The 24,393-nt window shown below is 57.1% G+C and carries 23 protein-coding genes and 2 pseudogenes; 12 read left to right on the forward strand and 13 right to left on the reverse strand.

Translation table 11 applies throughout. The annotated features are described in order from the left end of the window. Together IGS51_RS17065 and IGS51_RS17070 are read left to right on the forward strand one after the other, a co-directional pair. The coding region (locus IGS51_RS17065) for an FGGY-family carbohydrate kinase (RefSeq protein WP_297080018.1) at window positions 1–802 on the forward strand (802 nt) is incomplete at its 5' end. A gap of 93 nt (window positions 803–895) precedes the next feature. Then, entirely contained in the window at window positions 896–1,429 is a 534-nt protein-coding gene (locus IGS51_RS17070; RefSeq protein WP_297080019.1) for a GNAT family N-acetyltransferase, read from the forward strand. An 11-nt stretch (window positions 1,430–1,440) separates the two neighbouring features. On the opposite strand, the gene IGS51_RS17075 is transcribed toward IGS51_RS17070, so the two are convergent. Both IGS51_RS17075 and IGS51_RS17080 read right to left on the reverse strand, forming a co-directional pair. Continuing rightward, window positions 1,441–3,063: a sodium:proton antiporter gene (locus tag IGS51_RS17075; RefSeq protein ID WP_297080020.1), complete on the reverse strand. Its 1,623-nt coding sequence runs from the start codon at window positions 3,061–3,063 to the stop codon at window positions 1,441–1,443. A gap of 96 nt (window positions 3,064–3,159) precedes the next feature. Then, window positions 3,160–4,476 (reverse strand): FAD-dependent hydroxylase, encoded by a 1,317-nt coding sequence (locus tag IGS51_RS17080; RefSeq protein ID WP_297080021.1) that lies wholly within the window; start codon window positions 4,474–4,476, stop codon window positions 3,160–3,162. Between the two features lie 366 nt (window positions 4,477–4,842). Here IGS51_RS17080 and IGS51_RS17085 point away from each other — a divergent pair, with 366 nt between their 5' ends. Together IGS51_RS17085 and IGS51_RS22410 are read left to right on the forward strand one after the other, a co-directional pair. After that, entirely contained in the window at window positions 4,843–5,721 is an 879-nt protein-coding gene (locus IGS51_RS17085; protein ID WP_297080022.1) for a class I SAM-dependent methyltransferase, read from the forward strand. 189 nt (window positions 5,722–5,910) lie between these two features. Next, a pseudogene (locus tag IGS51_RS22410) lies at window positions 5,911–6,286 on the forward strand (VapC toxin family PIN domain ribonuclease). A 65-nt stretch (window positions 6,287–6,351) separates the two neighbouring features. Here IGS51_RS22410 and IGS51_RS17090 read toward each other — a convergent pair. Then, window positions 6,352–6,531, reverse strand: a complete 180-nt coding sequence (locus tag IGS51_RS17090; protein ID WP_297080023.1) for a hypothetical protein — start codon at window positions 6,529–6,531, stop codon at window positions 6,352–6,354. Between the two features lie 107 nt (window positions 6,532–6,638). After that, window positions 6,639–7,379 carry a Coq4 family protein gene (locus tag IGS51_RS17095; RefSeq protein WP_297080024.1) on the reverse strand — a complete coding sequence of 247 codons (741 nt, stop codon included), beginning with the start codon at window positions 7,377–7,379 and terminating at the stop codon, window positions 6,639–6,641. Between the two features lie 226 nt (window positions 7,380–7,605). On the opposite strand from IGS51_RS17095, the gene IGS51_RS17100 reads away from it, so the two are divergent. Next, window positions 7,606–8,283: a TetR/AcrR family transcriptional regulator gene (locus IGS51_RS17100; protein ID WP_297080025.1), complete on the forward strand. Its 678-nt coding sequence runs from the start codon at window positions 7,606–7,608 to the stop codon at window positions 8,281–8,283. Window positions 8,284–8,336: 53 nt separating this feature from the next. Here IGS51_RS17100 and IGS51_RS17105 read toward each other — a convergent pair whose 3' ends face one another. Beyond that, entirely contained in the window at window positions 8,337–10,025 is a 1,689-nt protein-coding gene (locus IGS51_RS17105; protein WP_297080026.1) for a DUF87 domain-containing protein, read from the reverse strand. 720 nt (window positions 10,026–10,745) lie between these two features. On the opposite strand from IGS51_RS17105, the gene IGS51_RS17110 reads away from it, so the two are divergent. Both IGS51_RS17110 and IGS51_RS17115 read left to right on the forward strand, forming a co-directional pair. Next, entirely contained in the window at window positions 10,746–12,791 is a 2,046-nt protein-coding gene (locus IGS51_RS17110; RefSeq protein WP_297080027.1) for a HAMP domain-containing sensor histidine kinase, read from the forward strand. A gap of 237 nt (window positions 12,792–13,028) precedes the next feature. Then, window positions 13,029–13,598 carry an SRPBCC family protein gene (locus tag IGS51_RS17115; RefSeq protein WP_297080028.1) on the forward strand — a complete coding sequence of 190 codons (570 nt, stop codon included), beginning with the start codon at window positions 13,029–13,031 and terminating at the stop codon, window positions 13,596–13,598. A gap of 34 nt (window positions 13,599–13,632) precedes the next feature. Here the strand turns inward: IGS51_RS17115 and IGS51_RS17120 are convergent, their stop codons facing one another. The 3 genes from IGS51_RS17120 to IGS51_RS17130 all read right to left on the reverse strand — a co-directional run bounded on the left by IGS51_RS17120 (window position 13,633) and on the right by IGS51_RS17130 (window position 15,140). Further along, a complete protein-coding gene (locus tag IGS51_RS17120) occupies window positions 13,633–14,247 on the reverse strand; it encodes a hypothetical protein (RefSeq protein ID WP_297080029.1) in 615 nt (204 codons plus the stop codon). A 159-nt stretch (window positions 14,248–14,406) separates the two neighbouring features. Beyond that, on the reverse strand, window positions 14,407–14,640 hold the full coding sequence (locus tag IGS51_RS17125; RefSeq protein WP_297080030.1) for a DUF6737 family protein: 234 nt from the start codon (window positions 14,638–14,640) through the stop codon (window positions 14,407–14,409). A 74-nt stretch (window positions 14,641–14,714) separates the two neighbouring features. Next, window positions 14,715–15,140 (reverse strand): hypothetical protein, encoded by a 426-nt coding sequence (locus IGS51_RS17130; protein WP_297080031.1) that lies wholly within the window; start codon window positions 15,138–15,140, stop codon window positions 14,715–14,717. Between the two features lie 316 nt (window positions 15,141–15,456). Between IGS51_RS17130 and IGS51_RS17135 the strand changes: the two genes are divergently transcribed. Next, window positions 15,457–15,951, forward strand: a complete 495-nt coding sequence (locus IGS51_RS17135) for a sterol desaturase family protein (RefSeq protein WP_297080032.1) — start codon at window positions 15,457–15,459, stop codon at window positions 15,949–15,951. 482 nt (window positions 15,952–16,433) lie between these two features. Beyond that, window positions 16,434–18,011: a B12-binding domain-containing radical SAM protein gene (locus IGS51_RS17140; protein ID WP_297080033.1), complete on the forward strand. Its 1,578-nt coding sequence runs from the start codon at window positions 16,434–16,436 to the stop codon at window positions 18,009–18,011. A gap of 149 nt (window positions 18,012–18,160) precedes the next feature. Here the strand turns inward: IGS51_RS17140 and IGS51_RS17145 are convergent, their stop codons facing one another. Beyond that, the gene (locus tag IGS51_RS17145) at window positions 18,161–18,904 is read right to left on the reverse strand and encodes a DUF561 domain-containing protein (protein WP_297080034.1); all 744 of its coding nucleotides are present in this window, start codon (window positions 18,902–18,904) and stop codon (window positions 18,161–18,163) included. A 97-nt stretch (window positions 18,905–19,001) separates the two neighbouring features. Next, window positions 19,002–19,649 (reverse strand): phycobiliprotein lyase, encoded by a 648-nt coding sequence (locus IGS51_RS17150; protein WP_297080035.1) that lies wholly within the window; start codon window positions 19,647–19,649, stop codon window positions 19,002–19,004. 829 nt (window positions 19,650–20,478) lie between these two features. On the opposite strand from IGS51_RS17150, the gene IGS51_RS17155 reads away from it, so the two are divergent. Then, window positions 20,479–20,853 (forward strand): hypothetical protein, encoded by a 375-nt coding sequence (locus tag IGS51_RS17155; protein ID WP_297080036.1) that lies wholly within the window; start codon window positions 20,479–20,481, stop codon window positions 20,851–20,853. Between the two features lie 106 nt (window positions 20,854–20,959). Here IGS51_RS17155 and IGS51_RS17160 read toward each other — a convergent pair whose 3' ends face one another. Beyond that, complete coding sequence (locus IGS51_RS17160; RefSeq protein ID WP_297080037.1) at window positions 20,960–21,649, reverse strand: VOC family protein; 690 nt, start codon at window positions 21,647–21,649, stop codon at window positions 20,960–20,962. 154 nt (window positions 21,650–21,803) lie between these two features. Here IGS51_RS17160 and IGS51_RS17165 point away from each other — a divergent pair, with 154 nt between their 5' ends. After that, window positions 21,804–23,042, forward strand: a complete 1,239-nt coding sequence (locus IGS51_RS17165; RefSeq protein ID WP_297080038.1) for an MFS transporter — start codon at window positions 21,804–21,806, stop codon at window positions 23,040–23,042. A gap of 189 nt (window positions 23,043–23,231) precedes the next feature. Beyond that, window positions 23,232–23,447, forward strand: a complete 216-nt coding sequence (locus tag IGS51_RS17170) for a DUF4278 domain-containing protein (RefSeq protein ID WP_172353365.1) — start codon at window positions 23,232–23,234, stop codon at window positions 23,445–23,447. Window positions 23,448–23,508: 61 nt separating this feature from the next. Here the strand turns inward: IGS51_RS17170 and IGS51_RS17175 are convergent, their stop codons facing one another. Both IGS51_RS17175 and IGS51_RS17180 read right to left on the reverse strand, forming a co-directional pair. After that, entirely contained in the window at window positions 23,509–24,141 is a 633-nt protein-coding gene (locus IGS51_RS17175) for a Uma2 family endonuclease (RefSeq protein WP_297080039.1), read from the reverse strand. Between the two features lie 113 nt (window positions 24,142–24,254). Continuing rightward, window positions 24,255–24,393, reverse strand: a pseudogene (locus IGS51_RS17180) (TIGR00303 family protein); the annotation flags it as partial.

A 24,393-nucleotide genomic window follows, 5' to 3' on the forward strand; every position in this document is an offset into this window, starting at 1 on the left:
CGTGGTGGCCGGAGCCGCCGATACTGCCGCCGCGCTGCTAGGGAGCGGACTGACCACGGCTGGAGCCTGCCAGCTTACCCTCGGCACAGGCGCACAAATTACGCTGGTGGGCGATCGCCCCACCCTCGACCCGCACGGCTGCACCCACCTGTTTCACGCGGCCCTCCCGAATCAGTGGTATACCCTCGCCGCCATGCAAAATGCGGGGCTGGCGCTAGAGTGGGTGCGGCAACTGCTGAGCCTAAGCTGGACCGACCTCTACGACCAGGCGTTTACCGTGGAACCGGGCTGCGACGGGCTGGTGTGCTTGCCCTACCTCACCGGAGAACGCACCCCCCACCTAGACCCCACCCCCACCGGAGCCTGGATTGGGCTGGGGCTGCACCACACCCGCGCCCACCTGGCCCGCGCCGCGCTAGAGGGCGTTGCCTTTGCCATTGCTCAGGGCTTTGCGGCACTCCAGGCAACCGGGGCAAATCCCGATACCCTGTATCTGGCGGGCGGCGGCAGCCTGCATCCCCAGTGGCGACAGCTTTTGGCCGATGTGCTTCAGCGTCCGCTACACAGCGTCGAAACCCGATCGGCCTCGGCTCGAGGAACGGCTCTGCTGGCGCGGCTGGGAATCGGGCAAGATAGACAAATAGGGGAACCCTGGAAAGAGAAGCAGGCGATGCCTGGAGGGAGTGCGACGCAAATCGCCCCCGCCCCGCAGATCACCGTTCCCTACCCCCCTTCCCCTGCCCTAGAAACCGCCTATCAGCGCTTTGCTCAACTTTATCCGGCAGTGCGATCGCAGCTTTGAAAGAAGGGTCAGGAGACAGAAGGCAGGGATTCTGGACGCACGCTCTGCCCGCTTTACTTTTCCCCCTGCCCATCCACAACCCAATCCTCTCCCATGCTCACCCCCGTCACCACCTGGTATTTGGAAATGCTCAGCCCAGAGTGGCTGCGCCCCACCCTATCCAGCCGTGCCGATCTAGTGGTCATGCAGGCCAAGGTTCCGTCGCCAGAGTTTAGCCGCTTTCTCTATACGGCGGTCGGGGGCGACTGGTATTGGCTTCAGCGGTTGTCTTGGAGCTATGAGCAGTGGTTGCGCTATCTCGATCGCCCGCAGGTGCAAACCTGGGTAGCCTATGTGTCGGGTACGCCAGCAGGCTATGTAGAACTGGAGGCGCAGCCCGATGAGAATGTGGAAATTGCCTACTTTGGGCTATTGGGGCAGTTCATGGGGCAAGGGCTGGGTGGACACTTGCTGACCGTGGGCACGCAGCAAGCCTGGAAGATGGGGGCAAAGCGGGTGTGGGTGCATACATGCAGCCTGGATGGCCCCTACGCGCTGAAAAACTACCAGTCTCGCGGGTTCAAACTGTATGACCAGCAGGTACATTCCGAAGATCTGCCGGAGCAGCCACCGGGTCCCTGGGCTTGAGGGTTCAGGGGTTAGCTTTCTTTGGTGGCAGCAACGGCGGCGTTTCCTGGCTTGGCGGCTGGCGCTGGGGAGTGGGGATTTTCCTCCGCGTTGATGATTGCTTCCAGCAGGGCCGGAGGTTCTTGGTTGAGCCGCCCTAGCTGCACCAGCTCGTAGTAGGCGTTGGATTCCACGGCCAACAGTTCTTTTCGCAGCGTCTCGACCCCCAACTCTGCTAGAGACGGATCTTGCTGGGATAATGCCTGACTCTGCTGCTGCAATTTCAATAGCTCTGACTCGATGGTGGCCCGCTCTGCCCGGAACGCTGCTGGATCAATGCCCGCACTCGTGCCCGGTTGCTGCATATAGTCCAGCACTTTTTGCAGAGCGGTTTCCCGCGAGATGAGTTCTAGATACTGCTGCTGGATTGGGTTTGCCTGGATCAGGTCGAGCGCCTGCAACAGCGGCTTGACCGTGATGCCCTGCACCAGGATGGTGAAAAACACCGTGCCAAACACCACCGCGATTAGGGCATCTCGCTGGGGCACGGTTTCGGGCACGCTGAGGGCCAGCGCCAGCGCAACGCCACCCCGCAGCCCGCTCCAGCACAGCATGGTTTGGAGGTTCCAGCCGATATCGACGGTGGTAATGCGGTTGCTGATGGCTGTGAGCAGGGCGATCGCCACGACGCGAGTCACCAAAACAGCGGCGATCGCCACGGCAATGCCCGCCAAGCCCGACCACACCGAGTCGATCAGCAATTGGTCGCCAATCAGGAAAAACAGGATTGAATTAAAGAAAAAGGCGATAAATTCCCAAAACTCGCTGACCACCACCCGCGTCCGGGGGTTCATGCCCACCCGCGACCCAAAGTTGCCCATGATCAGCCCGACGGTGACGGTGCCGATCACGCCCGATCCGCCCAGGTTTTCGCCAATTAGATAGGCGGCGTAGGCTCCCACCAGCGTCAAGGACTGCTCTACTAGCGGCAGGTCAAATTGTTTGGTGATTAGCGAAATGCCAAAGCCCACCAGCAGCCCCACGCCCACGCCAATGCCCACGACCGAGGCAAATTCCACGATCAGGTTTTGCAAATCGAAGGTTTCTGTGCCCGTCGCCAGCCCCAGCAGCAGGCTAAAGGCGACCACAGCCGTGCCGTCGTTGAACATGCTCTCGCCTTCTACCAGCACCTTGAGCCGCGAGGGTGCGCCCAGTTCGCGCAGCAGCGTGCTAACCGCCACCGGGTCGGTCGCCGATAGACACGCGCCCGTCAGCAGCGCCACCGGCCAGAGAAAATCGGCCCACTGCGCCAGCGCAAACGCAATGCCCAGGATCGTCACCACTACGCCCAGCGTGGCATAGAGCGCGATGGGAACCAGGTTGCGGCGGAGTTCGCGCCATCGAATGTTCCATGCTGCCTCAAACAGCAGCGGCGGCAGGAAGATCCACAGAATTAGCTCTGGCGATGGCGAAAAGAAATGAATATCCAGCAGCGCCAGCCCCATGCCCGCGATTACCAGCAGCACAGTGTAAGGCAGCTTCCGCATCCAGGGGATACTCTGCGGCAGTACGGCGATAATCAGCGCCGCCGAGATCACCAGCAAAAACTGCTTTAAGCTCTCTTCAATCGAGACAGGTTCAACCAGAGATTCCATAGCGCAAACACATGAACCGACAAATGCGACAAATGTGGTTTAGTGTAGCGTCTTTTCTCTGAAAGCCCGGTACTACAGGACTCACTAACGCTTTAATTAGGGTTTCCCAGGGTGTTGGGCGAGTTGGGGCGATCGCCCGCCCAGCCCCGTCATCAGCCGCAGCGCCAGAAACCGCAGCGGCCACAGCCCGCCCATCAGCCGCAGCGCCAGCCGTCGCGCCATCACCAGGGGCCGCCAGCGGTTGGAGAAGGTGCGATCCAGCAGGTCGGTAAAGCCCAGAATGGTTAAGTTCTCTAGCTTTCGCCAGCGCTCGTAGCGCTTCAGCACGGGCAAGGTGCCCAAGTCTTTGCCTGTGGCGTGCGCCTGGGTTAGCACCTCCGCCAGCGCCGCTGCATCCCGAATGCCCAGATTCAGCCCCTGGCCGCCGACGGGATGGCAACAGTGCGCCGCGTCGCCCACCAGCGCCAGCCGGGGCTGCACGTAGCGATCGCTCTGCATCAGCCGCACCGGGAACAACGCGCGATCGCCCACCAGTTCCAGCCGCCCCAACTGCCCGCCATAGCGTCGTTCTAGCTCTGCCAGAAATGCCGATTCTTCTGTCTCTAGCAGCGCTCTGGCTTCGGCATGGGGAGCCGTCAGCACGATCTGGCAGCGGTTGTCGGGCAGCGGCAGCGTGGCAAAAGGGCCGCTCGTCCAGAAGTGTTCGCGGGCTACGTTGCCGTGGTCTTTTTCGGGGCGAATCACCGCCGTCACGCAGGACTGCCAGTATTGCCAGCCGTGGGTGCCGATGCCCGCCGATTCCCGCAGGGGCGATCGCGCTCCGTCCGCTGCCACCAGCAGTTGCGTGGTGAATTGCCGTTGTTCGCCCTCCTGCTCCAGATGCAGGGTGACGTGATCGGATTCATAGTCCACCGCCGCCAGCGTTGCGGGGCAGTGCCAGGTGAGGTTGGGCGCATTGTCCAGGGCTTCGTAGAGCGATCGCAGCAAGACGTGGTGTTCGCCCACATAGCCCAGTTCCGCTGTGCCCAGGTCTTGGGGCTGGAGCGTCACCACAGCGGGCGAGTCTTCGTCTGCCAGCCGGATCTGGCGAAAGGTGGCAATTTGCGGCAGAATTTTGTCCCATAGCCCCAGCCCAGCAAGAATGCGCCCTGTCATCAGGGTTAGCGCGTAGGCCCGCCGCCAGGAAAAGCCCGCCTCGATGGGCTTCGCCTCGATCACCGCCACTCGCAGCCCGGAGTGTTTCAACGCGCAGGCCAGGGTTAGCCCGACGATGCCCCCTCCGGCGATCGCCACGTCATAATCCAGCCGATGGGTAAAACTGTCTACTGGAGAGGGTTGGGAAACGCTCTGCTGATTCGAAATTTCTAAAACCGAGCCAGCGTGGTCAACCAAGGAACGCGAATCTAAAACCATGTCGGAGCGCAAAAGGCAGATGAATAAGGGAAATTAAAAGTGTTAAGTAATTTAACTAATTCTATTGTGACGCGATCGCCCGCTTCCTTTCAAGCCAGCAAACCGAAATCGCAGCAGGCAGACCCAGCGTTCTTCAAACTTTCACCCCGCTACGACCTCGACGGAGGGGATGGAAATGGTGAGAAATGCAAGGAGTCTTCCCAGTAAAATAAGAGCTTTGCGGATGCCGAAATTACAAAACCCTTACAAAGCCTCACGCGCCACGCCGACCTCAACCTTATACGCTCAAAACCTTATACGTTTAAATTAAGACGCTTAAAGATCAAGACGCTTAAAGACGCTCTCAATTCAACGCTCTAGCTCATCATGCAGTCACTCAGCCCCACCGAACGCCTGATCAAAGCCTACGTAGACCTGGGTAACACGCTCTATCGCCAGGGCGACTTTGCCCAATCGCTGTCCTATTTTCAGCAGGCGCTCGACGCTGCGCCAGACCTGGGCGCGTTTCAGAAGGCGCGGCTGCTCTACAACATCGGCGTGTCGTATCTGAATATGGGGGAGCGCGATCGCGCCATTGGCTACTTTCAGCAGGCGCTCGAACTCTGCCCTGACCTGGCCCCGGCCCGCGCCGAATTGCAGCGGATTGCATACCAGGATGACGTTCAAGCCAAGGGCTACGAGTTTACTCAGGACTGGTTTAGCCGCAACGTCTGGCTCTGGCAGGAACAGCTTGGGGCATTGGCGGGGCGGGAAAACCTGAATGCGCTGGAGATTGGCAGTTGGGAGGGGCGATCGGCCTGCTGGCTGCTGGAAAATGTGCTGACCCATCCCACAGCGCGGCTGACCTGCGTCGATACCTTTGCGGGCAGTTCCGAAAATCTGTCGCTGGATCACGACACCGAGGGCATCGAAGCCCGGTTTGATGCGAACATTGCCCGCACCGGGGCTGCCGAGAAAGTGACCAAGCGAGTCGGGGTATCCAAGGATGTCGTGCGATCGCTTCCCCTGGACTCTTTCGACTTTATCTATGTCGATGGCTCTCACCACGCGCCCGACGTGATGACCGACGGCCTGCTAAGCTGGCTCGTTCTCAAACCCGGCGGCATCCTCATCTTCGACGACTACGACTTTGGGCTGACGGGCTACGGCACCAAAGAGGCGATCGATGCCTTTCTCGCCACCTTCAAGAGTCAGCTTGAGCTATTGCACCAGTCACACCAGGTCGCCGTGCGAAAGAAAGCGTGATGGCCTCTCGACTAATTGCCTTATTGTGGAATTAAACTACGGTATTTCAGACCAAAACAGGGTTTGAGCTAGTCGCCTACTGGGAAAGCGTCGGGGTAATCAACTCTCGCCCCGATACTGCTGACAGCCAGGAAAACGCCTGCTGGTTGCGAGACTAAGCTGAACACCATGAGCGGGCTTAGGTAGTGAATGTATCTCGTCGATACCGATGTCATGGTTGACATTCAGCGGGGGTATGCACCAGCACTGGCTTGGTTTGCCTCTGTTCAAGCACTGCCAAGCATCCCCAGCTTTGTCGTTATGGAATTGACTCAGGATGCTCGAAAGTAGGCGCGTAAAGTCCTACACCTTGTAGCGCCTTTAACTATATGTTTGGCTGACCGAAACTGACTGTGCTTGTGCCCTATTTAACTTTAGAGCCTATCATATGTCTCACAAGATGGGTCTGATTGATGCTTTGATCGCGGCCTGTGCGGTTGGGCGTAGCGCAACCCTCTGCACTTTCAATGTGAAGCACTACCAAGTCATCTCCGGCTTAAGTCTAGAGCAACCCTATAGTCGCTAAGGTACAGGTGTTAGGAGATGAAGGGCGATCGCCCTTCCTGGAGTCTGCGTGCGTGAGCAGTAAGGCTATACCCAAAACTCAGGCTGCATCAGGTCGATGGCGATCGCCAGCAGGTTTGCAAAATCAATCCGCAGCCAGAGCCGCCACAGGCGTAGTCGTTCGCGCGATCGCCGCTCGTTGCCAATCCACAGCAGCCGGGCCAGTTGCAACAATAGCCCGCCCCAGGGATAGCTACTCCGAAGCATCCATAGCCAAAGACAGCACGAGGACGATTTCATATTCGATTTCATCTTCATAGGAGTCTCCCCAGACTTGAAGCCCTGCACCCCAAACTCTGGCTTATCGTCTACCTTCATCGCCCCAACACGCCCTCCAGCGGCAGCCCCAACTCTGCCCGCCACTGGCGCACGGGCTTTTCCCATGCCTCCTCCCAGCGCTGAGCAAACAGAGGTTTGGCCTGCTCTCCCAGTTCCCAGCCGAGAGCGATTGCCCGCAGCAGGTCAGGCATGGCTTCGGGGGCCAGCAGCGTCGTGCCGATGAGCGCATTGGCGACTAGCATTCCCGCCAGCGGCAGCCGAAACTGTGCCAAATAGAAAGCTTGCAGCCCAATTTCGCTAATTTCATCTGTGCTAAAGCCTGTGACAACGTGCCAGAGGTCGTGGGTCTGCTGCCAGCGATATTCTACATAGGCGGTGTCGGTGGTCAGATCCAGCGGCATCTCGATCCGCTCGAAACCGCTGTCTTGCAGCATCGCTGCGTAAACTTGCCCCAGAGAGCCGACTGGATAAGTAATCAAACGATCGAGGTCGTGGGTGGGCGGCTGGTAGCGCTCCTGGATTAGCGCGGCAACGTCTGGATCGCGCTGCATCTCAGCCGCGGCCAGCCGATAGGCATCGCTATCGACCAGCGACAGGCTCAGTTCGTCTACGGCTGTCAGGTCAGCATCGGCATCGGCCGCCAGCAGCGAAAAGAAAGCCTTGAGCATCGTCAAAAACTGGACATTGCGATCGCGCTCGCCGGACGGAAAAGGGTTGATTGCCAGAGATTGGCGGATTTCGGTGATCGATGGATACGCAGAGGTCAGCGGTTTCATAGAAAAGCTCCTGGAAAAGGTCAATGTGGAGAGGTCAGGATCGCAAAGTCGGGATTGCAAAGTCGGGATTGCAAAGTCAGGATGGACGCTACTTCAAGAAAAAATGAGCGATGTTCATGTTTATAAAATACGAACTACGTTCATGTTTTGTCAAGCCGTTGTCCCCTAAGATTTTGAAGGAGCGTTTCTCAAGCGCTGCCCTACTGTTGTCTCTCTCGGTCTTGCGATGACTGCCCTCCCGTCCGATGTGCCCCTGCCAGATATCCCGTCTGGCACCATGCGCCGCCAGCCCAAGCAGGCCCGCAGCCAGGAGCGGGTCAGCCAAATTTTGAACGCAGCCGAGGCGCTGTTTATCGAGCAGGGCTATGAACAAACCACCACCAGGGCGATCGCCACTCGTGCCCAGGTTCCGATCGGGTCGCTCTATCAGTTCTTTCCCGACAAAGCGGCGATTTTGAAGGCACTGGCCGATCGCTACATGCAGCAAGAATACGAACTCTTTGCCAGCCTCCATGCTGCCGTGCCTGAACCCATGCCCCTGGCGGATTATGTCGATCGTGTGGTGGAAGCGTTCGACCATTTCATGACCCACCAGCCGGGCTATCGAGCCGTGTTTGAGCAGGTGCTGGGGCTGATGACGGCGGGGGCGATCGCCGAAATGGACACCTACGAGGCCCGCATCGTAGATGACCTAGCAGACTTTTTGGGGCGGCTACGGCCAGGGCTGGATGCAGCACAGCGGCGGGCGATCGCCCTGGTGGTGGTGGAGTCGGTGGGCAATTTGCTGTGGCTCTCGCTCAAGGCCGACGCATCCCTTCGCGCTCGCCTGATTGCTGAAACCAAGCGCCTGATGACCCACTATCTCGCCAGCTATTTTGGCGAAACGATTGGCGAAGCAGGATAAGGGGGCGTTAGCAAAGCGTTCCAAAGGAATCGCCCACTTCCCCCGAATCAATGCTAATCAATACTCACGCCGCGCACGGTCTTGGGGCGACTGCGGGCGGCCAGCGGCGCTTGCTCGATTTCGCGGGCGCGGATCTGGTGCGCCTGGAAGTGCTGCTGCCAGAGGGCGGGCGCATCTAGGGTTTCGCCGCCGTGGGTGGTATGGCGCGATCGCACGCGACACAGCACGGGCGTATTGACGCAGGCTCCCGACACGATCACCTGTCCCTTCGTCAGGGCGGGTAGTTCCTTCAGCAGGTCTCGCCCCGCCGCCTCCACGCCATATTTCAGGCTGTCCTGATCCACCGGGTTGACAATCCGCATGATGAACTGGCTCATGCACTGCGACAGCACATCGGAATCTAGCTTGCCCGGTCGCTGCGTAATCAGCCCCACGCCCAGCCCAAACTTGCGCCCCTCGCTGAGGATCGTCCGCAAAATGGTTTTGCAGCGGGAAGGGTCGTGGGCCGGGGCAAAGCGGTGCGCCTCTTCCAGCAGGATGAATACGGGGTAGGGCAGATAGTTTTCGTCGTCGGGGGCGAGGTTGCCCTTTTGCGTGTTCATGCGGGCGTGGTTGGCCTGCCGCAACACGGCGGCGCAGATGACCTGCTGCTCTTCCTGGCTGATTTCGTTCATTTGCAGCACGGTCACCTGGCCCGGCTGAAACAGGTCGCGGGGCGACAGATGCTCGTAGGTATGGAAATAGGGCGATCGCGCCAGTTTTTCCAGCTTCCATTGCAGCGCCCCGGCAGAGCTGCCGATTTTCGTGTTGCCCTCTTCATCGGTGGCGGTGTCGGCCTGCTCCACGGCGGCATAGAGGTCGTTGATCGTCCAGCGATAGTCGCCCTTGCGGTGGCTATGCAGCAGCGAAAACGCTTTGCTGAGAATGGCTTGCTGGCGATCGCTCATCTCCGGCAGCAGCGCCAGGATGTCGTAATAATCCAGCGACGACACCCGAATCCGCACATCATCCGGGGTCAACACCCGCACCTTGGGCGCGTAGCCGTCTTCGTCGGCAAACTGGCTATGCCCCTGCATTTCAGCCAGGGTGCTGTATTCTCCGTGGGGGTCAAAAATCAGCACTGCGGCCCGGTTTTGCGGCGACAGCAGTTCTTCGACCAGCACCCCCGCCAGATAAGACTTGCCTGACCCTGTGCCCGCCAGAATTGCCATGTGGGTGCTAACCAGTTCCTTCACATCCACCACCACGGGCACTGCTCCCGACTCGCGCAGCAGCAATGATCCCAGATGCGCCGCGCCCACGTCGCCAAGCTGCTTTTTGTTCAGCACTTGCCGCAAACATTCGTCGCTGGCAAGGTAGACCTTTGCGCCGGGATCGGGAGCCTGTCGCGGGTTGATGAAGCCTAGCGCTTTGTGAAAGTAGCCAATGACCTCGACGGTGACTTCGTAAATTTCGGGATTGGTGTAGGAAAACCCGACTAGCGCGGCGATCGCCTCTGGGCTGATTTCGGTATCGGCAAAAATGCGGTCGGGCAGATGGTCGATTAGGCAGCGGTCGGAGATTTTGCCCAAAATTTGCAGCCTTGCCCCCTCATCGGCGATCGCCTCATAAAACACAAACTCTCCCACTTTGACAAAGCGATTGTCGGCCGTGATAAACACGTATTGCGTCGATGCCTCGCCTGGGCCCTTGACCGTACCAATGGCTTGAAGCGCAGAAAAGCAGTGTTGTGCAAATGTCATGGGGGGAGAAGGGGAGAGCGAAGAAGGAAGAACGAAGAGGGAAGAACGAAGAGGGGATCGGTTCAAAACGGGGTGTTGATCAAGCGTCCTAGAGACATTTTACGGAGATACATGCGTTCTAGCATACTGCTTTCGCAACCCTGACCCTTGGATTTATACGACCTGCGGGCGATCGCCCCGAATCGTAGGGAAATCACGGATTCTGCTGTTCTATCCAGCGTGTAATCTGGAGCAAGCCACCATGTTTTAGCAGCCCGTCAGTGATTGATCTCATTCTGTCTAAATTTCTCTGATTTTCTAAGTTTTTCTTGAATGGGTAAGTGGCTCGATCCCATGACGGTTTATCTCGGCATCTGCCCCTTTCGTATCTTCGTAGTCTAAAAATTATCTAAATGTTTGGTTCTGGTAGGTTTATCAGAGCTAAAGCGTTAGGTAATTTATGACGAATGGATAGAGTTGTAAGCCGCTCAGAAGGCCGATAAAAATTGATCAAGGTCAAGCAACCTCGATCAACTAGGTTCCCTCGTTCTATCCAGGCTGCATTTCTGCACGGTAATTTTTCAAAAGGTGGCTGAATTGACGATGGCGAAGCGTTTCCCGCTATCCCAACATGACGATGCTCCAACCACAGCATCCTTCGAGTCAGCTTCTCCTTGCGATTCGCGAAGCGATCCCTGGGGAAATCGCCCAGATGCAGCACCAGACTGGCTCCAACTGTTGGTGGACAGTGCCTCCTCCGAGGTGGCGCTTGGTCAATTGCTGACGGTTCTTGCCCAGCGGCTTGGCGCAAGTGCCTGTGCAGTCGGCATACTGAGCCGCAGCCAGGGCTTGACCCAAGCCTTCTACTGGCAGCCAGGACAACCCCCCACGTTGTCTCGTTCGCTGCGGCCGCTGCTGGATCTGCTAGAACTGCCCGCCGTGCGATCGCCCCTCGCCAGAACGGAACTCCTGTCGATTTCAAATTTCTCGACCCTCAAGCAAGCTTCTGCCCTGCCCCTCCCCCCAGATGCCGAGGACGAGTCCGGCGACCTCCTGTATCAATGGCTGCCCCAAGTTCCAACTCCTGTGCAGGAAAGCACCAGGGATCTTTCGGCTCCTATCGCGGCTGATCCAGATCGCCTGGTGAATTGGTCTAATCCTGGATCGATCCTCGTTAGCAAAATCCGGTTTCAGGGATGGACGAATGGCGTACTCGTCGTCCTGAAATCGCAGCCTTACGTGTGGACGGAGTTAGACATGCAGCTACTCAGAACGGTTTCTAGCCAGGTTTCGGTCGCCATCTCTCAGATTCAACTCCAGCAGCAGGTGCAGCAGCAGCTTCAGGCTCAAACGCTGATTGAGCGGCTCACCAGCGCAGTTCGCAATGCTTGGGCCACCGAGCGAATTTTTCAACTGGCGCTGGAAGGGGCGATCGCCACGTTGCAGGTCGAACGAGGTCTGGTGGCGCTTTACAAGTACAAAGACCCGCTCCACAGGGGCCGCACCAACTCTCATCGGTCGGGCGTGCGAATCACGGTGGAAAGCCTGTTTCCGGTGCCCTCATCCACTGCGCCAGCGCCCTCGGCTTCTGTGGCATCTTCTAGAGCTTCGGCTGAGGAAGAAGTCGCCTCTAAACCCTCATTTCAGCTATCGGACTGCGGGCTGTGTCAACAGGTGTTTGCCCACCCCGATCTGGCGATCGCCCTGCCCAGCTATTCCGAATCGCAGTGCGGTGTGGCCGATTTGGCAGAGCCAATTCAGGCAGCGGAGGTGTTTGACCTGGCCACCCTGCCCAGCGTTTTGCTCGTCCCGCTAGAAAACCAGGGCACGGTCTTGGGCATTTTGGTAGTGCAACAGCGCCAGCCCCGCTACTGGCTGCCAGAGGAGGTGGCTTTTCTGCGGATGGTGGCGGCCCAGCTCAGCACAGCGATTATTCAAACGCGCACCCTGCGCCAGGTCAACTCGCTGGTGGACGAGCGCACGGCCCAGCTTCAGCGCAGTCTGGACGTGCAGGCCAAGCTCTACGAAAAGACGCGCCAGCAGGTCGAGCAACTGCGGCGGCTGAATCAGGTGATGGAGGAATTTCTCAGCACCGTTAGCCACGAACTGCTGACTCCGCTGACTAGCATGAAAGTGGCGATTCGGATGCTGCGGGAGGCAAATTTGGCTCCGGAGCAGCGCGATCGCTACCTGGAGATCTTAGAAGCCCAGTGCGCTCAGGAAACACGCCTGATTAACGACCTGCTGACCCTGCAAAAGCTGGAGTCGCAGTCCGCTATGGCGCAGTTTCAGCAGCTTGATTTGCAATATGTCCTGCGCGATTTGCAGGAAGCCTGGGCAGATAGCCTGGCCGAACAGCAAATGACGCTGGAGGCAGAGGTTCCGGGGCGACCGCTGATGATTCGCACCGATCCCGACAGCTTGCACCGCATCCTGACGGAACTGTTGACCAATGCCAAAAAATACGGCGAGGCCGGCAGCAAGATCCTCCTCAAGGCCAGCCTGGACGTTGCCGAATCGGTGCCCCAGGTGGTGGTCAGCCTAACCAACATGGGCGCAGGTATCGCGCCAGAGGAAATTCCGGTGATTTTTGAAAAATTTCGCCGGGGCCAGGGCGCAACGCAAAAGGCGATTCCCGGCATTGGGCTGGGGCTGGCGCTGGTCAAGGGGCTAGCGGCTCACCTCAGCGGGGCGATCGCCGTCACCAGCCAGCCGCTCTCTGGAGCCGATCTCTGGAAAACCTGCTTTACGCTCACCCTGCCCCAATCTCCTGACTTGAGCCGTTAAGAACCCATCGGGTTGCCCACTCCATAGCCACACTCAAATAGGACTTATGCACTTGCGATTAAACTTTCTGAGTTTTGGACGACTTCTCGCGAGCGCAGCCCGCGAGAAATCGTCCAACTGCGTAAGTCCTAATCAAAGACGGATCAAATCCCTGACAAATCCTTGATAAGATGCCACCAGGATTTTGTCTGTGCCACTTGGAGCCTGATCGTCCACTTGCCGCGAAGTACACCCGCCATGTCTAACGCCGATCTCGACCTGGAAACCCTCGATCTGGAGGACGAGAGCCTCGATCTGGAGCCATCGCTGTGCAGCGCGGTGGCGGTCGAGGTGGTTCCCGTGGGCGATCGCACTCGGCAGATTTCGGCGACCATCCAGATTCCTCAGCCGAGCGATCGCATCTGGGAGGTATTGACCGATTATGAGCATCTGTCGGACTTTATCCCCAACCTCCAGGAGAGCCGCCGCATCCCCCATCCCGACGGCGGCATTCGTATAGAGCAGGTCGGCGCACAGTCGCTCTGGAAGCTAAAGCTCAAGTTTTGCGCCCGCGTTGTGCTGGATATGGTGGAAAACTTTCCCCGCGAACTGCGCTTTCAAATGGTAGAAGGGGACTTTAAGGAATTCTTCGGCGCTTGGACGCTCCAGCCCATCACCGACCACAGCACCAATTTAACGTACACGCTGACGGTACAGCCCTCTCGCATGATGCCCGTTGGCTTGATTGAGAAGCGCCTGCGCCGTGACCTGGAAGTGAACCTGGCCGCCATTTATCAGCGTGTCGAGGCGATCGCCCTCCAGTCCTGATGTTTTTGATGTTTTGGCTTCTGGGCGATTGGCGCTAAAACCGATGCCCGATGCCCAGTTGCATCTGCATATTTTCCGTTGCAGCGGCTGGCCCAGGGCGATAGCGCACGTCGCCATACACCACCACGCGCCGACCCACCGAGGCTTCAACACCAGTGGTAATCACCACACCGTCGCGATCGCCCAGCGGCGTTTGGGCCCCCGGTCGCACGATGGCAAAGCCCGCCCCAGCGTAGACGTTTGCCGCGCTGCCGAGGGGCAGGTCATAGGTGATGCTGGGCATGACGGCCTCAATATCTTGGTTCAAAACCAGCGTGCCCCGCAGGGAAATGGGCGAATTGGGCAAATCGAGCCGCCCGTGAAACTGAGTATCGGGGGCGGTGGTCTGTCCTGGTGCGGGTCGGCCAGCGTTCATGGCTTGCTCCATCAGCCAGGCCGCCGAACCGCCCGACAGCACCACCGACTGGAGGCTCGATTCAAATTCGCTGGGGTTCACCACCGACCCCACATAGCTCCCCGCAAACCCCCTGGGATTTGCCCAGGCCGGGGTATGTGCCACTAGGAGCGGCGCGATCGCCCCGCAGAGACTCGCCACCCAAAGCCGCGTCGCCCAAGATCGAGTCGCCCCAGACCGAGTTGAAAGGTTCATGCGTTTAACCTAGAGAGCCTTCGAGAGAACTATGCGCGATAACTGCTGTCTTGCGTTTCTGTCTTACGTTTCTGTCTTGCCTTTACGGCCGCAGAAACCAGTTCTCCGGGAATCTCTGGAAAATTTTTGACTAAAAAATTTTTGACTTGGGGGCGATCGCTAAACGCCAGATTCTGTCTCTCCGTGACCCTGCACTGCGTCCGCCCAGAGTCGGGGATACACCAGCACAAAAAAGCCCATCCACGTCAGCACGGGCACAGCCACCAGCCCCGTCAGCCAGACGCGATGCAGCAGTAGCCAGCTTCCGCCGATCAGCCCCGTGCCCGTCAGCACGATCGACCACGGCTGACACCACCAGGGCTTGACCTGCCACACGCTTTGGGGAGCCGTCATGGAACCTATCGGAGAGTTGGGGGAATTGTTCATCGCTGCGCCTCTGCTAGTTTTGCTCCACTAGTTTTACTCCACTAGTTTTGCTCCATTTGGCGTTCGATCCGCTGCTTTGCCGACTGCTCAAACCAGGCAACGACCTGGGGCACGGTCAGGGTTTCGATGGGCTGGTCGGCTTCGGCGGCGATCTGGTGCAGCGGCTTTAGCGAAGAAATGACCAGCCGCCCAAAAAACACCTTAAAGGCATCGTCGAAGCCTTTTTCGGGCGAGAGGCTGGGGTCTTGCTCAACCCAGTTGGCGATTTGCTGGGGGCTGAGGTCGGCGATCGCCCTGTTGCTCTGCTGCGCGATCTGCTGGAGGCAGCGGAGCGAATAAATTGCCACGCGGGCCGAAAAGCGATCGCTCGCGGTCATCATGGCGCGGTCTACTTCGGCGCATTCCTCTGGCGTGAGGAACTGATCAACGGGTTGAGCCGGATCGGGAGTTGGCGTTTGATCGGACACAATCAACGGGCAAAAATCGTCTCTCCCATTATGTCTGCTGAATCCAGTTTGGTGGGCAGGGTTTCGGTGGGCGATCGCCCTCGATCGTTGCTTTGCCAAGGCTAGTTGCTTTGCCAAGGCTAGTTGCTTTGCCAGGGCTCATTGCCCTCTCGTGGCAAGATTCACCCAAACTCACCGCCTGTCCTCCCCCGCAACGTACCCAAAAACCGTCCACTCCCCGCCCGCAAACCGTCACAGGGACAACCCCCGAAAATCTGGCACGCATGGCACACTAAAAAACGTGGTGTGGAGTCTTTACTGTTCTTAACGAGTTGCTATGAGCGCGATCGCCCTTGCTATTGCTTTTCTAACCGCCTTTATCTTTGCCAGCTTCGTTGAATACTGGGTTCACCGCCTGATGCACTTCAAGCCCAACAGCGTCGGCAAGCGCCACGTTGATCATCATCGCCGCAATGAAGGGCAGGGCGTAGTTTGGGAGTTTTTGGATTACGTCAAAGGCAGTGCGATCGCCATGATCGTGCCCTTCTTCTTTTCAGCCGCCTGGGCCCCCGGCTGGGTCGCGGGCGCACTCGCCTTCGCCGCCTTTTCTGCCTACGCCCACCAGCTCCAGCACGAAAACCCGACTAAGGTGTTCTGGATGAAGATGCCTGTCCACTATGTTCATCATAAGTATGGCCAATGGAACCACAACTTCGGGCTAGCCGTCGATTGGTGGGATCACATCTTCCGCACCTACAAGCCCACCGAATGGCTAACCGAAGAAGAACTGAGCCGCCCTGAAAGAAACTACCTGCAACTCCGCTGGTGGTAATAGGTTTGGACTCTTTACAGGGTTTGGCTACCCCCTTTCCATTCCGGTTCAGGCTCAGCGTGGTTTTAGCAGTCTGGGCTTTGAACCCTTTTTAGCTGTTTGCTAGAGGATTCTCATCGGACAGGTTCAACCAGGAAAAAAATAGACAACAAGCGGATCAACTGTCCACTATCCGTCACTCCAGCCCAAACTCTGTGGTAATGTGTGCTGCAAGCTCTTAATGAGTGCTTCAAGTTACTTAGGCTAAAGACACTCTGAAGATTTTCTAAGCAGTCACCGCCTCCTGGCAGAATAGCGAGACATTCTTTCTAGACATTCTTTTTCCTGGACATTCTTTCGCAGCCAGTCTTCCTAGACATTTTCTAGCCAGTCTTCCTAGGCATTTTCTAGAGAGTTGCTGAGGAATGATCTGTGGTTTTCGTCTGAACAACCACTGGTAAATCTCCTTCTTTAAAAATTGGCGGTGTGAGGTCACTACCCCTATGCGTGTTCTGCTCCTATATCCCACGTTTCCAAAAAGCTTTTGGTCTTTCGAGAAAGCGCTGGCCCTCGTCGATCGCAAGGCACTCCTGCCGCCGCTGGGGCTGATTACCGTCGCCGCCATTTTGCCGCAGGACTGGGAATTTAAGCTGGTCGATCGCAACGTCCGCCCCGTCACCGAGGCAGAGTGGGATTGGGCAGAGATGGTGATTATCTCCGGCATGATTGTCCAGGCAGACGACATGATGGATCAGATCCGCGAAGCCAAGCGGCGCGGCAAATCGGTCGCAGTGGGCGGCCCCTACGCCACGTCGCTGCCCCACGAGCCGCAGGGCGCAGGCGCGGACTTTTTGATCTTGGACGAGGGCGAAATTACGCTGCCGATGTTTGTGGAGGCGGTGCAGCGGGGCGACACCCAGGGCGTATTTCGTGCCAATGGCGAGAAGCCAGATGTCACGACTACGCCGATTCCCCGGTTTGAACTGCTGAATCTGGATGCCTATGACAATATGTCGGTGCAGTTTTCACGCGGCTGCCCGTTTCAGTGCGAGTTTTGCGACATCATCGTGCTGTATGGCCGCAAGCCGCGAACTAAGGAACCCCAGCAGCTTTTGGCAGAACTGGAGCGTCTGTACGAACTGGGCTGGCGACGCACGGTGTTCCTGGTGGATGACAACTTCATTGGCAATAAGCGCAACGTGAAACTGCTGCTCAAGGAGTTGAAAGTATGGATGCAGGAGCATCAGTATCCGTTCCACTTCAACACAGAAGCGTCGGTGGATCTGGCCAAAGACCCCGAACTCATGGAAATGATGGTGGACTGCAACTTTAACGCCGTCTTCCTGGGAGTGGAAACGCCGGATGAAGACAGCCTCGCCCTGACGCAAAAGTTCCAAAACACCCGCGATTCGCTGTCGGATTCTGTGGATGCGATTATCGCGGCAGGGCTGCGGGTGATGGCAGGCTTCATCATCGGATTTGATGGCGAAAAGCCAGGGGCGGGCGATCGCATCGTTCGGTTTGTGGAAAAAACCGCCGTGCCTACGGCCCTGTTCAGCATGTTGCAGGCGCTTCCTGATACGGCCCTGTGGCATCGGCTGGAAAAAGAAGGGCGGCTGCGGGGCAAAGTGGCGAATATCAACCAGACCACGCTGATGAACTTTGTGCCGACGCGCCCACTGGAGGAAATCACGCGGGAATACGTCAATGCTTTTTGGGAACTCTACGACCCGATGACCTATCTAAACCGCACCTATCGTCACTTTCTAAAGCTGGGCACACCAAAGCACAAGTCCAAGCTGCGTTCGGTGTCGTGGACGGTGATTCGCGCCATGCTGATCGTGTTCTGGCGGCAGGGCGTGGTTCGCAAGACGCGGTTCCGCTTTTGGGCAAATCTGATCGGCATCCTCCGTCATAATCCCCGCGTGTGGGATCACTATTTGTCAATCTGTGCGCTCAATGAGCATTTCCTGGAATATCGCCAGATTGTCAAGGACGAGATCGAGTCGCAGCTTGCGGAGTTTTTGGCCGAAGAAGCCCGGATTCAGGCGGAGCAGGCAAGACAAACCGCGGCCGCATAGAGTACCGCAGCCGCACAGAGTTCGGTGCTGACGAGTCTTGGCAGTTACAGGTTATAGCGTGATGGGGAAATGGAGAAGCAGGTGGCGACTCTTCTGCCCCATCGCGCTGTTAACACCTGAGCGCCGTTTTGCCGACCTGATTTCGCAGGCTATTGACGGACGTTGACCGGGGTGGCGATCGCCTCCACGATACTCCGAACCGCAGCGACCATCGCCACTTCGCTATTGAGCTGGTTGATCGCAGATCCCACGCCCACGCCCGATGCCCCAGCGGCGATCGCCAGTGGAGCCGTCACGCTCGACAGACCCGACGCACACAGCACAGGCACGCTCACCGCTTTGGAGATTTCATAGGCGGCGGCAAGCGTTGGGGCGGCTTTTTCCATCAGGCCCAGCGTGCCGGGGTGAGCAGGCTGGCTGCTGGTGCCGCCTTCGGTCTGGATCAGGTCGGCTCCGGCGTTGACCAGATCTTCCGCCAGTTGTACCTGCTGATCCAGCGTCAGGATGTGGGGCACGGTGACAGAGAGCATGACGTGGGGCAGCAGAGCGCGGGTGCGGCGGGTTAGCTCCAGCACTTCGGCCGCCTCAAACCGACGACCCTGGGCATAAAAAGCGTCGAAGTTGCCGATTTCGATCAGGTCGGCTCCGGCTTCGACACAGGGCACAAAGGCTTCGGGATCAACGGCGGACACGCACACGGGCAGCGAGATCAGCCCTTTGACTCGGCGTACCAGATCGGCGCTGGCGGCAATATCTACAAACGTTGCGCCGCCTTGCTCTGCTGCGCGCACGATGGCACAGACGCGATCGCCCTCAAAGTTGGTCAGTCCGCTAATCACCTTCAGCGCCGTCCGCTGCTGAAGCGCCGTTTGAAGCGTGGCATTCATGGTCATAAAGTCTCTCTACTTCGGCAAACAGTACGGTTTATTGTGCCACAGGTGGGGGATCGGCGGAGCGCTGGTCTATTGGCTTTGGGCAATGTCGCTTGGTCTAGCTTTTGCGCTCTACGCCAAAGCCAATCAGGTCAATCACGGTCGGCGTTTCGCCTGCGGGCGGCCGCTGATAGGTAACGATGGTTCGCATCCGCACGTCTGGCGCAATAAACCGCATTTGATCCACCGCCACAGAGCGGTTATAAAACGTCGTCATTTCTAGGGTCTGGCGAATGGGCTGATAGGTAAATCGGCCGGCGATCGCCCCCGCCTCAGAATAGCCCTCATCCCGCAGATAAAAGCCCTGAATCACCTCGCTCTCCGGAGCCGTAGACACTTGCGCCGCCGCAGGCAGCGCCAATCCCTGGTAGCGCTCGTCGGCATGAAGCACCAGCGCATCGGGCACAAACAGCGCCTTCAGGCTCATCGACACCTTTTCGCCCCGTTCTGATTCTGTATCAAAGGAAATGGCAAAGCCAGGACAGGTGTGACCCAGAGCCGCCTGATCGAGATCCAGCCGAATTCCAGCCAATTCACCCGATGGCGAAGCCGTTTTGAGAATTTGCTGCTTTTGCGCTGCATCGAGAGAGTCTGCCCGAAACTCTGTGTAGGAGCGTTCAATATCGCCCTTCAGCAAGAAATGATAAATCCGTTCCGTCTTCCAAAATCCAGCGCAGTTTGTAAAGAAGTCTTGAAAATTCAACATACGCGGTCAGCCACACTATTCAACGCTTATTTCGAGGCTTATTTAACGCTCAGTTTAATCTGAAATGCTCGCCCTGAATGGGCCTGCCATCCCAGATAGGGGCATATTACTGAACATCTGGACATTGAATCTAGGCACGGAATCTAGGCATTGGATAACAAAGGGCGATCGCCTCTAATTGCAAAGAAGCTCAGAGGGTGTTTGAAAAGGTATCACCTGCAATGTTAAGCACTCAGAGATCCCCCCAGCCCCCCTTAAAAAGGGGGGAAACCGCCTTAAAGTCCCCCTTTTTAAGGGGGATTTAGGGGGATCTTGCACGCTTTGCTACAAACAGTAGGACTTTTCAGACATCCTCCTCAGAGGAAGCCGTTCGATTCTCAATGCAACATCTTCAACAATCAGCGCACAATTGAGGAATTCCAGGAATATTTGCCGCATATTCGCTGCATGTTCGCCGCATGTGAGCTGCGTATTCGCTACACACTCGCTACATATTTTCTAAACCATATTTTCTAAACCATACTTCTGATGATTTCTCGGCAATTCTTAAGGCAATATAAAGCGAGAAACCCGTCAGCGATCTGACGATTTTTCGCCTCCTGATGTAAACATTTCTGCACAAGTTGCTGTTAAGCCTGGAACTCATGCGGGCAAGGGCAACTGTTATCAAGACTACACCCACAGAAATCGCTGAAACCCTTGAGTCTCCGCACGAAGCCCCTTGATTGATGAATTTTCCAAACGTTAAATGATTCAGGAATAAATGGAACCTATGGACAAGCCTTTCATAAGATAGACTCATACTCAGTAAAAGGGAACAGGCGTCATTATGGACTCTTTCCGGGAACAAATTGTCGAGTTAAATGCTAAAGTTGACGCGCTGCACCAGGTTATCGAGCAGTTGAGCAACAGAATCACAGAAGTTTTTTCGGAAGTGCTGCTAGCCGATCGCAGTCAGCGATCGTCCTCAGGAACGACTTCAGCACGTCAATCCTATAATCAGCGCTATGGCTTAGAAACAGAAATGGATCATAAAGACGTGCTGTCGGATGACGATTTTCTGGAGTCGGATAGCCACAGCGGAGAGCGCTCGCTCTCTCCGGAGGTGCAAATTCAGCGACTCACGGCGCAACTCACAGCCGCGTATAATCGCATCGCTGCCCTCGAAGAGCAACTGCTGTCTCAGCGCATCCATCAGGCTTGAGGATAAGCTAGGGTTGGGGATGAGCGTTTGTTGAGCATGGCTTCAGAGCATAGGTTCAGAACATAGCTTCAGAACATAGCTTCCAGATTTCATAACTTCCAGATTTTTAGCTGCGAATCGAAAGAGGCAAATCAGGACTGAATGTGTGAGCAATTGGGTCAGTGCTGCTTTGCCAAACTAGCTCCGAGTGAAAGGGTTTTTTGGGCGATTCAGCGGGCGCAATCTGGATCTGTGCCAGGTGGTTGAGCAGAGAGGGCATTTTGTGGAGCGCGGTTGCGGCAGGAAGCTGAAGCAAGACCTGCTCCAGGATACGGCGATCGCCCAGATGCTCTAGCGGCAGGTCAGGACGTGCGGGTGATTGGGCAGGTATCACTGCCACAGGCGACAGAAAAAACAGCGGCAACTCCACTGCACCGGGGGGCGTGAAGATTGGCAGCGTTGCACCGGAGGGCAAAAAGGGGGCTGCATAGCTCCAGGTTTCCGAAGACAGCGCTTCCAGTGTGCCTGCCTTCAGCCGCAGGCTAATGCCGAAGGGACAGGCTCCAGTTTGCTGCCAGTGCAGCCGTTCCCACAGCCCCAGTGGGGCCACAAGGGGCGATCGCACCTCCGCCTCATCCTGAAGCCCCAGCAATTCTAGATAGGCATTGTCAAAGAAAAAGCAGACATTTTCTGTACCCTGGCTTGCATGGATGCGCGATCGCCCTGGCTGCAACCCAAACTCCACCAAGCGCTGGGCATCTGTCGCAAGGGACGGCGTGCAGACAAAGATATGGTCTAGCTTCAGTTCTGCGTTCATCTCCAGGCTGCCTGCCCCATCAATGTCCCATTTTAGCGGCTATAAGGGATACAGGAGGGGCGCATCCCAGTTCTGCAAGTTTGCCCTTTATTCGTGCCAGTGCTGTCGGCATGTTGCGGCCCTTACGTTTCCTTGTTTCGATTAAACAAAGTTATTGCTGAACCGTCTGACCGAATCTTCTCCTAAAACCCGGCTCTGGTCGTTTTGTATCTGCGCCGGAATGCTGGTGTATTTTACTCAAGTGACGGTGCTATTTCCGGTGCTGCCGCTGTATGTGACCCAGCGCTGGCAGGATGCGGGCGTGGGGTTCGTGGTTGGGGCGATGGCGGCGGGGCTGCTGCTGTTTCGTCCGCTGATTGGCTGGCTGATTGATCACTGGGGACGGAAGCCAGTCCTCTGGGTGGGACTGGGGCTGATGGTGGTGGTCTTGCCGCTGTATGGGTGGTCGCCCGATCCTGCCTGTTTGATGGGGGTGCGCGTGCTGCACGGCATCAGTCAGGCGGCCTTCGCCACAGCCTCGCAAACGCTGCTGGTGGATGTGGTGCCGACCCATCGCCGCACGGCGCTGCTGGGCTATCTGGCCATGTCGAATACGATCGGATTTTCGCTAGGGCCAATGCTGGGGGCGATCGCCTTTGCACGTGCAGGCTTTGTGCCCGTGATTGGAGCAATGGCGGGGCTGACGCTGCTGGGATTTGTGCTAACCCTGCCGCTGCCCTGGAAGACGGCTGCAAGTTCAGAGGCTTCATCCGCTGCCGTCTCAAATAAATCAAGTGAGTCAAGTAAGTCAAGTGAATCAAGTGAGTCAAGTAAGTCAAGCGAGCTTGCTCCAGAAAAGGCAGCCTTTCCGTGGAACGTGATTTTGCAGTTTCCGGTGCGCGATGCCACGATGCTGTTCTTCACCGGGTCATTTTTGCACGGTGCAGTGGTCACGTTTTTGCCGCTGCTGGTGTCCGACGCGGCCGTATTTTATAGCCTAAACGCGCTGGTGGCGGTGTTGGTGCGGTTTGCGCTGGGGCGCTGGGGCAACCGCGTGTCTCCGCGCTGGGTGGTGAGTGTGGGAATTCTGTGTTCTGGGATAGGACTGGTGGGCGTGGCGATCGCCCCCACCTTGCTGCTCCTCTGGTCAGTCATCTACGGCTTAGGATTCGGCTCGCTGTTCCCAGTGCTGTCTTCCATCGTGTCCTTTGCAGCACCGCTCACGGTGCGAGGGCGAGTCTACAGCGTTTTTCTGGCGGGGTTTGACAGCGGTATGACCTTGGGTGGAGCAGGGGTTCAGCCGCTGTCTCAGATCTTTCCGCTAAGCGTTCTGTTTCTGATGCTGGGGGGACTGGGTTGCAGCATCAGCGGACTTGCATTTCGCCAGTTCTCTAAACCGATTGAGCGAATCTAGAACGCATCATCCCAGTATTCCAATTATGATTCAAAATATGATCCAACCCTTCTGCCAGCTAAATACAGAGTTGAAAAGTTAAGCAGAGTTAAGGTTGGCGAAATTCCATAACTTTTCTATATCGCGCCTCTAGGGGCGATCGCCCTATAACAGAGACATCAAAGCCCCCATTTCACACCAAGGACACCCATGATGCAACTGACCTATCGCGGCATTCGCTACACGCCCTGCACAAAACTCCCCACTACTAAAACGATCAAAGGCAGCTATCGCGGTATCCCTATGACGCTATATTACTCGTCTGTCATGCCGATCCAGCCATTTATCAACTTGAGATATCGCGGCGTAAGCTATCGTCCAGTGCTGGTGATGCCGCTCAGGCGGGCGAAGAGTATTGCCCTGTAGTCACCAAAAGCGAATCCAAACGACCTAAATTAACCCTCTGCAAGAGGAGCAATGGCAACCGTTAGCCGACCATCTGTTGACGCAGGCTTCGCAGCGCAGCACCCGTCCCCTGCGTCGCGGCAGCCTCCAGAACCTGAGTCAATAATGCAGGTAAGTCAATTGCCGGAAAATAGCGGCTGTGGGATTGCAGTTCATAGCTTTCCGCTTGCAGAGCGTAAATCTTTAGACCGCCTTTTTTGAATAGCCACACTTCGGGGACACCATAGGGCGCGTAATCCTCGGCGGCAGTGTAGGTGGTTACGTCAATTTCGATCACTAGGTCAGGCGGTGGATCAGTTTGCCAATTGATGCGGTCTTTGCCTGCTGCCGCCTGCCAGTGGTCGATATAGAAGCAATAGTCGGGTTCAATCCCACCCGATTCAGGAATATCCATCGTGATGGGCGTAAAGGCCTCGTAGTTGCGCTCTTCGCTATCTAGGAGAACTTTAACAACATCTGCCAGAATATTGGCTTCGCGGCCGTGGCGGGGTAAAGGACTCATCAGCAAGATTTCTCCATGACGAAACTTGATGCGGGGGATAGAGCCATCGCCCCGGCTATCGCGCAGGGCGCAGTAGTCTTGCCAAGTTCCGGGTATCCGCACCACGCTACCGGGAGGGAGGTGTATCTTTTCACGGGAGATGACAGCATACATAGGGCAATTCCAGGGCTAGTTCCAGGAGATGTTCCAACCAGGGTTCAAAAACGTGTCAAACGGGCAGATCGATTCTGGCGATCTAGCCTTGACGAATGGGTTGATTCCTTATTCTAGGTTGCTTTTCCGGCGCGGTGCAGCAGGGATTCCACGGCGCTGAGCAAGTCGGCATTATGCCAGCCCAGCAGGTGAGCGGCGATCGCACATCCCCCGGCTCCTACCCCTTCTTTGACATAGCCCTGCTCGTAGGCC

Origin of the sequence: Thermoleptolyngbya sp. M55_K2018_002, from assembly GCF_015295965.1 — a bacterium.
Lineage (GTDB): Bacteria > Cyanobacteriota > Cyanobacteriia > Elainellales > Elainellaceae > Thermoleptolyngbya > Thermoleptolyngbya sichuanensis.

Excerpts from the sequence above, each read along its gene's own strand:
- IGS51_RS17150 (WP_297080035.1), bottom strand. The coding sequence starts at position 19,649 with ATGTTGAATTTTCAAGACTTCTTTACAAACTGCGCTGGATTTTGGAAG.
- IGS51_RS17100 (WP_297080025.1), top strand. The coding sequence starts at position 7,606 with ATGACTGCCCTCCCGTCCGATGTGCCCCTGCCAGATATCCCGTCTGGC.
- IGS51_RS17075 (WP_297080020.1), bottom strand. The coding sequence starts at position 3,063 with ATGGAATCTCTGGTTGAACCTGTCTCGATTGAAGAGAGCTTAAAGCAG.
- IGS51_RS17095 (WP_297080024.1), bottom strand. The coding sequence starts at position 7,379 with ATGAAACCGCTGACCTCTGCGTATCCATCGATCACCGAAATCCGCCAA.
- IGS51_RS17070 (WP_297080019.1), top strand. The coding sequence starts at position 896 with ATGCTCACCCCCGTCACCACCTGGTATTTGGAAATGCTCAGCCCAGAG.
- IGS51_RS17140 (WP_297080033.1), top strand. The coding sequence starts at position 16,434 with ATGCGTGTTCTGCTCCTATATCCCACGTTTCCAAAAAGCTTTTGGTCT.
- IGS51_RS17145 (WP_297080034.1), bottom strand. The coding sequence starts at position 18,904 with ATGACCATGAATGCCACGCTTCAAACGGCGCTTCAGCAGCGGACGGCG.
- IGS51_RS17135 (WP_297080032.1), top strand. The coding sequence starts at position 15,457 with ATGAGCGCGATCGCCCTTGCTATTGCTTTTCTAACCGCCTTTATCTTT.
- IGS51_RS17085 (WP_297080022.1), top strand. The coding sequence starts at position 4,843 with ATGCAGTCACTCAGCCCCACCGAACGCCTGATCAAAGCCTACGTAGAC.
- IGS51_RS17155 (WP_297080036.1), top strand. The coding sequence starts at position 20,479 with ATGGACTCTTTCCGGGAACAAATTGTCGAGTTAAATGCTAAAGTTGAC.
- IGS51_RS17120 (WP_297080029.1), bottom strand. The coding sequence starts at position 14,247 with ATGAACCTTTCAACTCGGTCTGGGGCGACTCGATCTTGGGCGACGCGG.
- IGS51_RS17160 (WP_297080037.1), bottom strand. The coding sequence starts at position 21,649 with ATGAACGCAGAACTGAAGCTAGACCATATCTTTGTCTGCACGCCGTCC.
- IGS51_RS17090 (WP_297080023.1), bottom strand. The coding sequence starts at position 6,531 with ATGCTTCGGAGTAGCTATCCCTGGGGCGGGCTATTGTTGCAACTGGCC.
- IGS51_RS17170 (WP_172353365.1), top strand. The coding sequence starts at position 23,232 with ATGATGCAACTGACCTATCGCGGCATTCGCTACACGCCCTGCACAAAA.
- IGS51_RS17125 (WP_297080030.1), bottom strand. The coding sequence starts at position 14,640 with ATGACGGCTCCCCAAAGCGTGTGGCAGGTCAAGCCCTGGTGGTGTCAG.
- IGS51_RS17115 (WP_297080028.1), top strand. The coding sequence starts at position 13,029 with ATGTCTAACGCCGATCTCGACCTGGAAACCCTCGATCTGGAGGACGAG.
- IGS51_RS17175 (WP_297080039.1), bottom strand. The coding sequence starts at position 24,141 with ATGTATGCTGTCATCTCCCGTGAAAAGATACACCTCCCTCCCGGTAGC.
- IGS51_RS17105 (WP_297080026.1), bottom strand. The coding sequence starts at position 10,025 with ATGACATTTGCACAACACTGCTTTTCTGCGCTTCAAGCCATTGGTACG.
- IGS51_RS17080 (WP_297080021.1), bottom strand. The coding sequence starts at position 4,476 with ATGGTTTTAGATTCGCGTTCCTTGGTTGACCACGCTGGCTCGGTTTTA.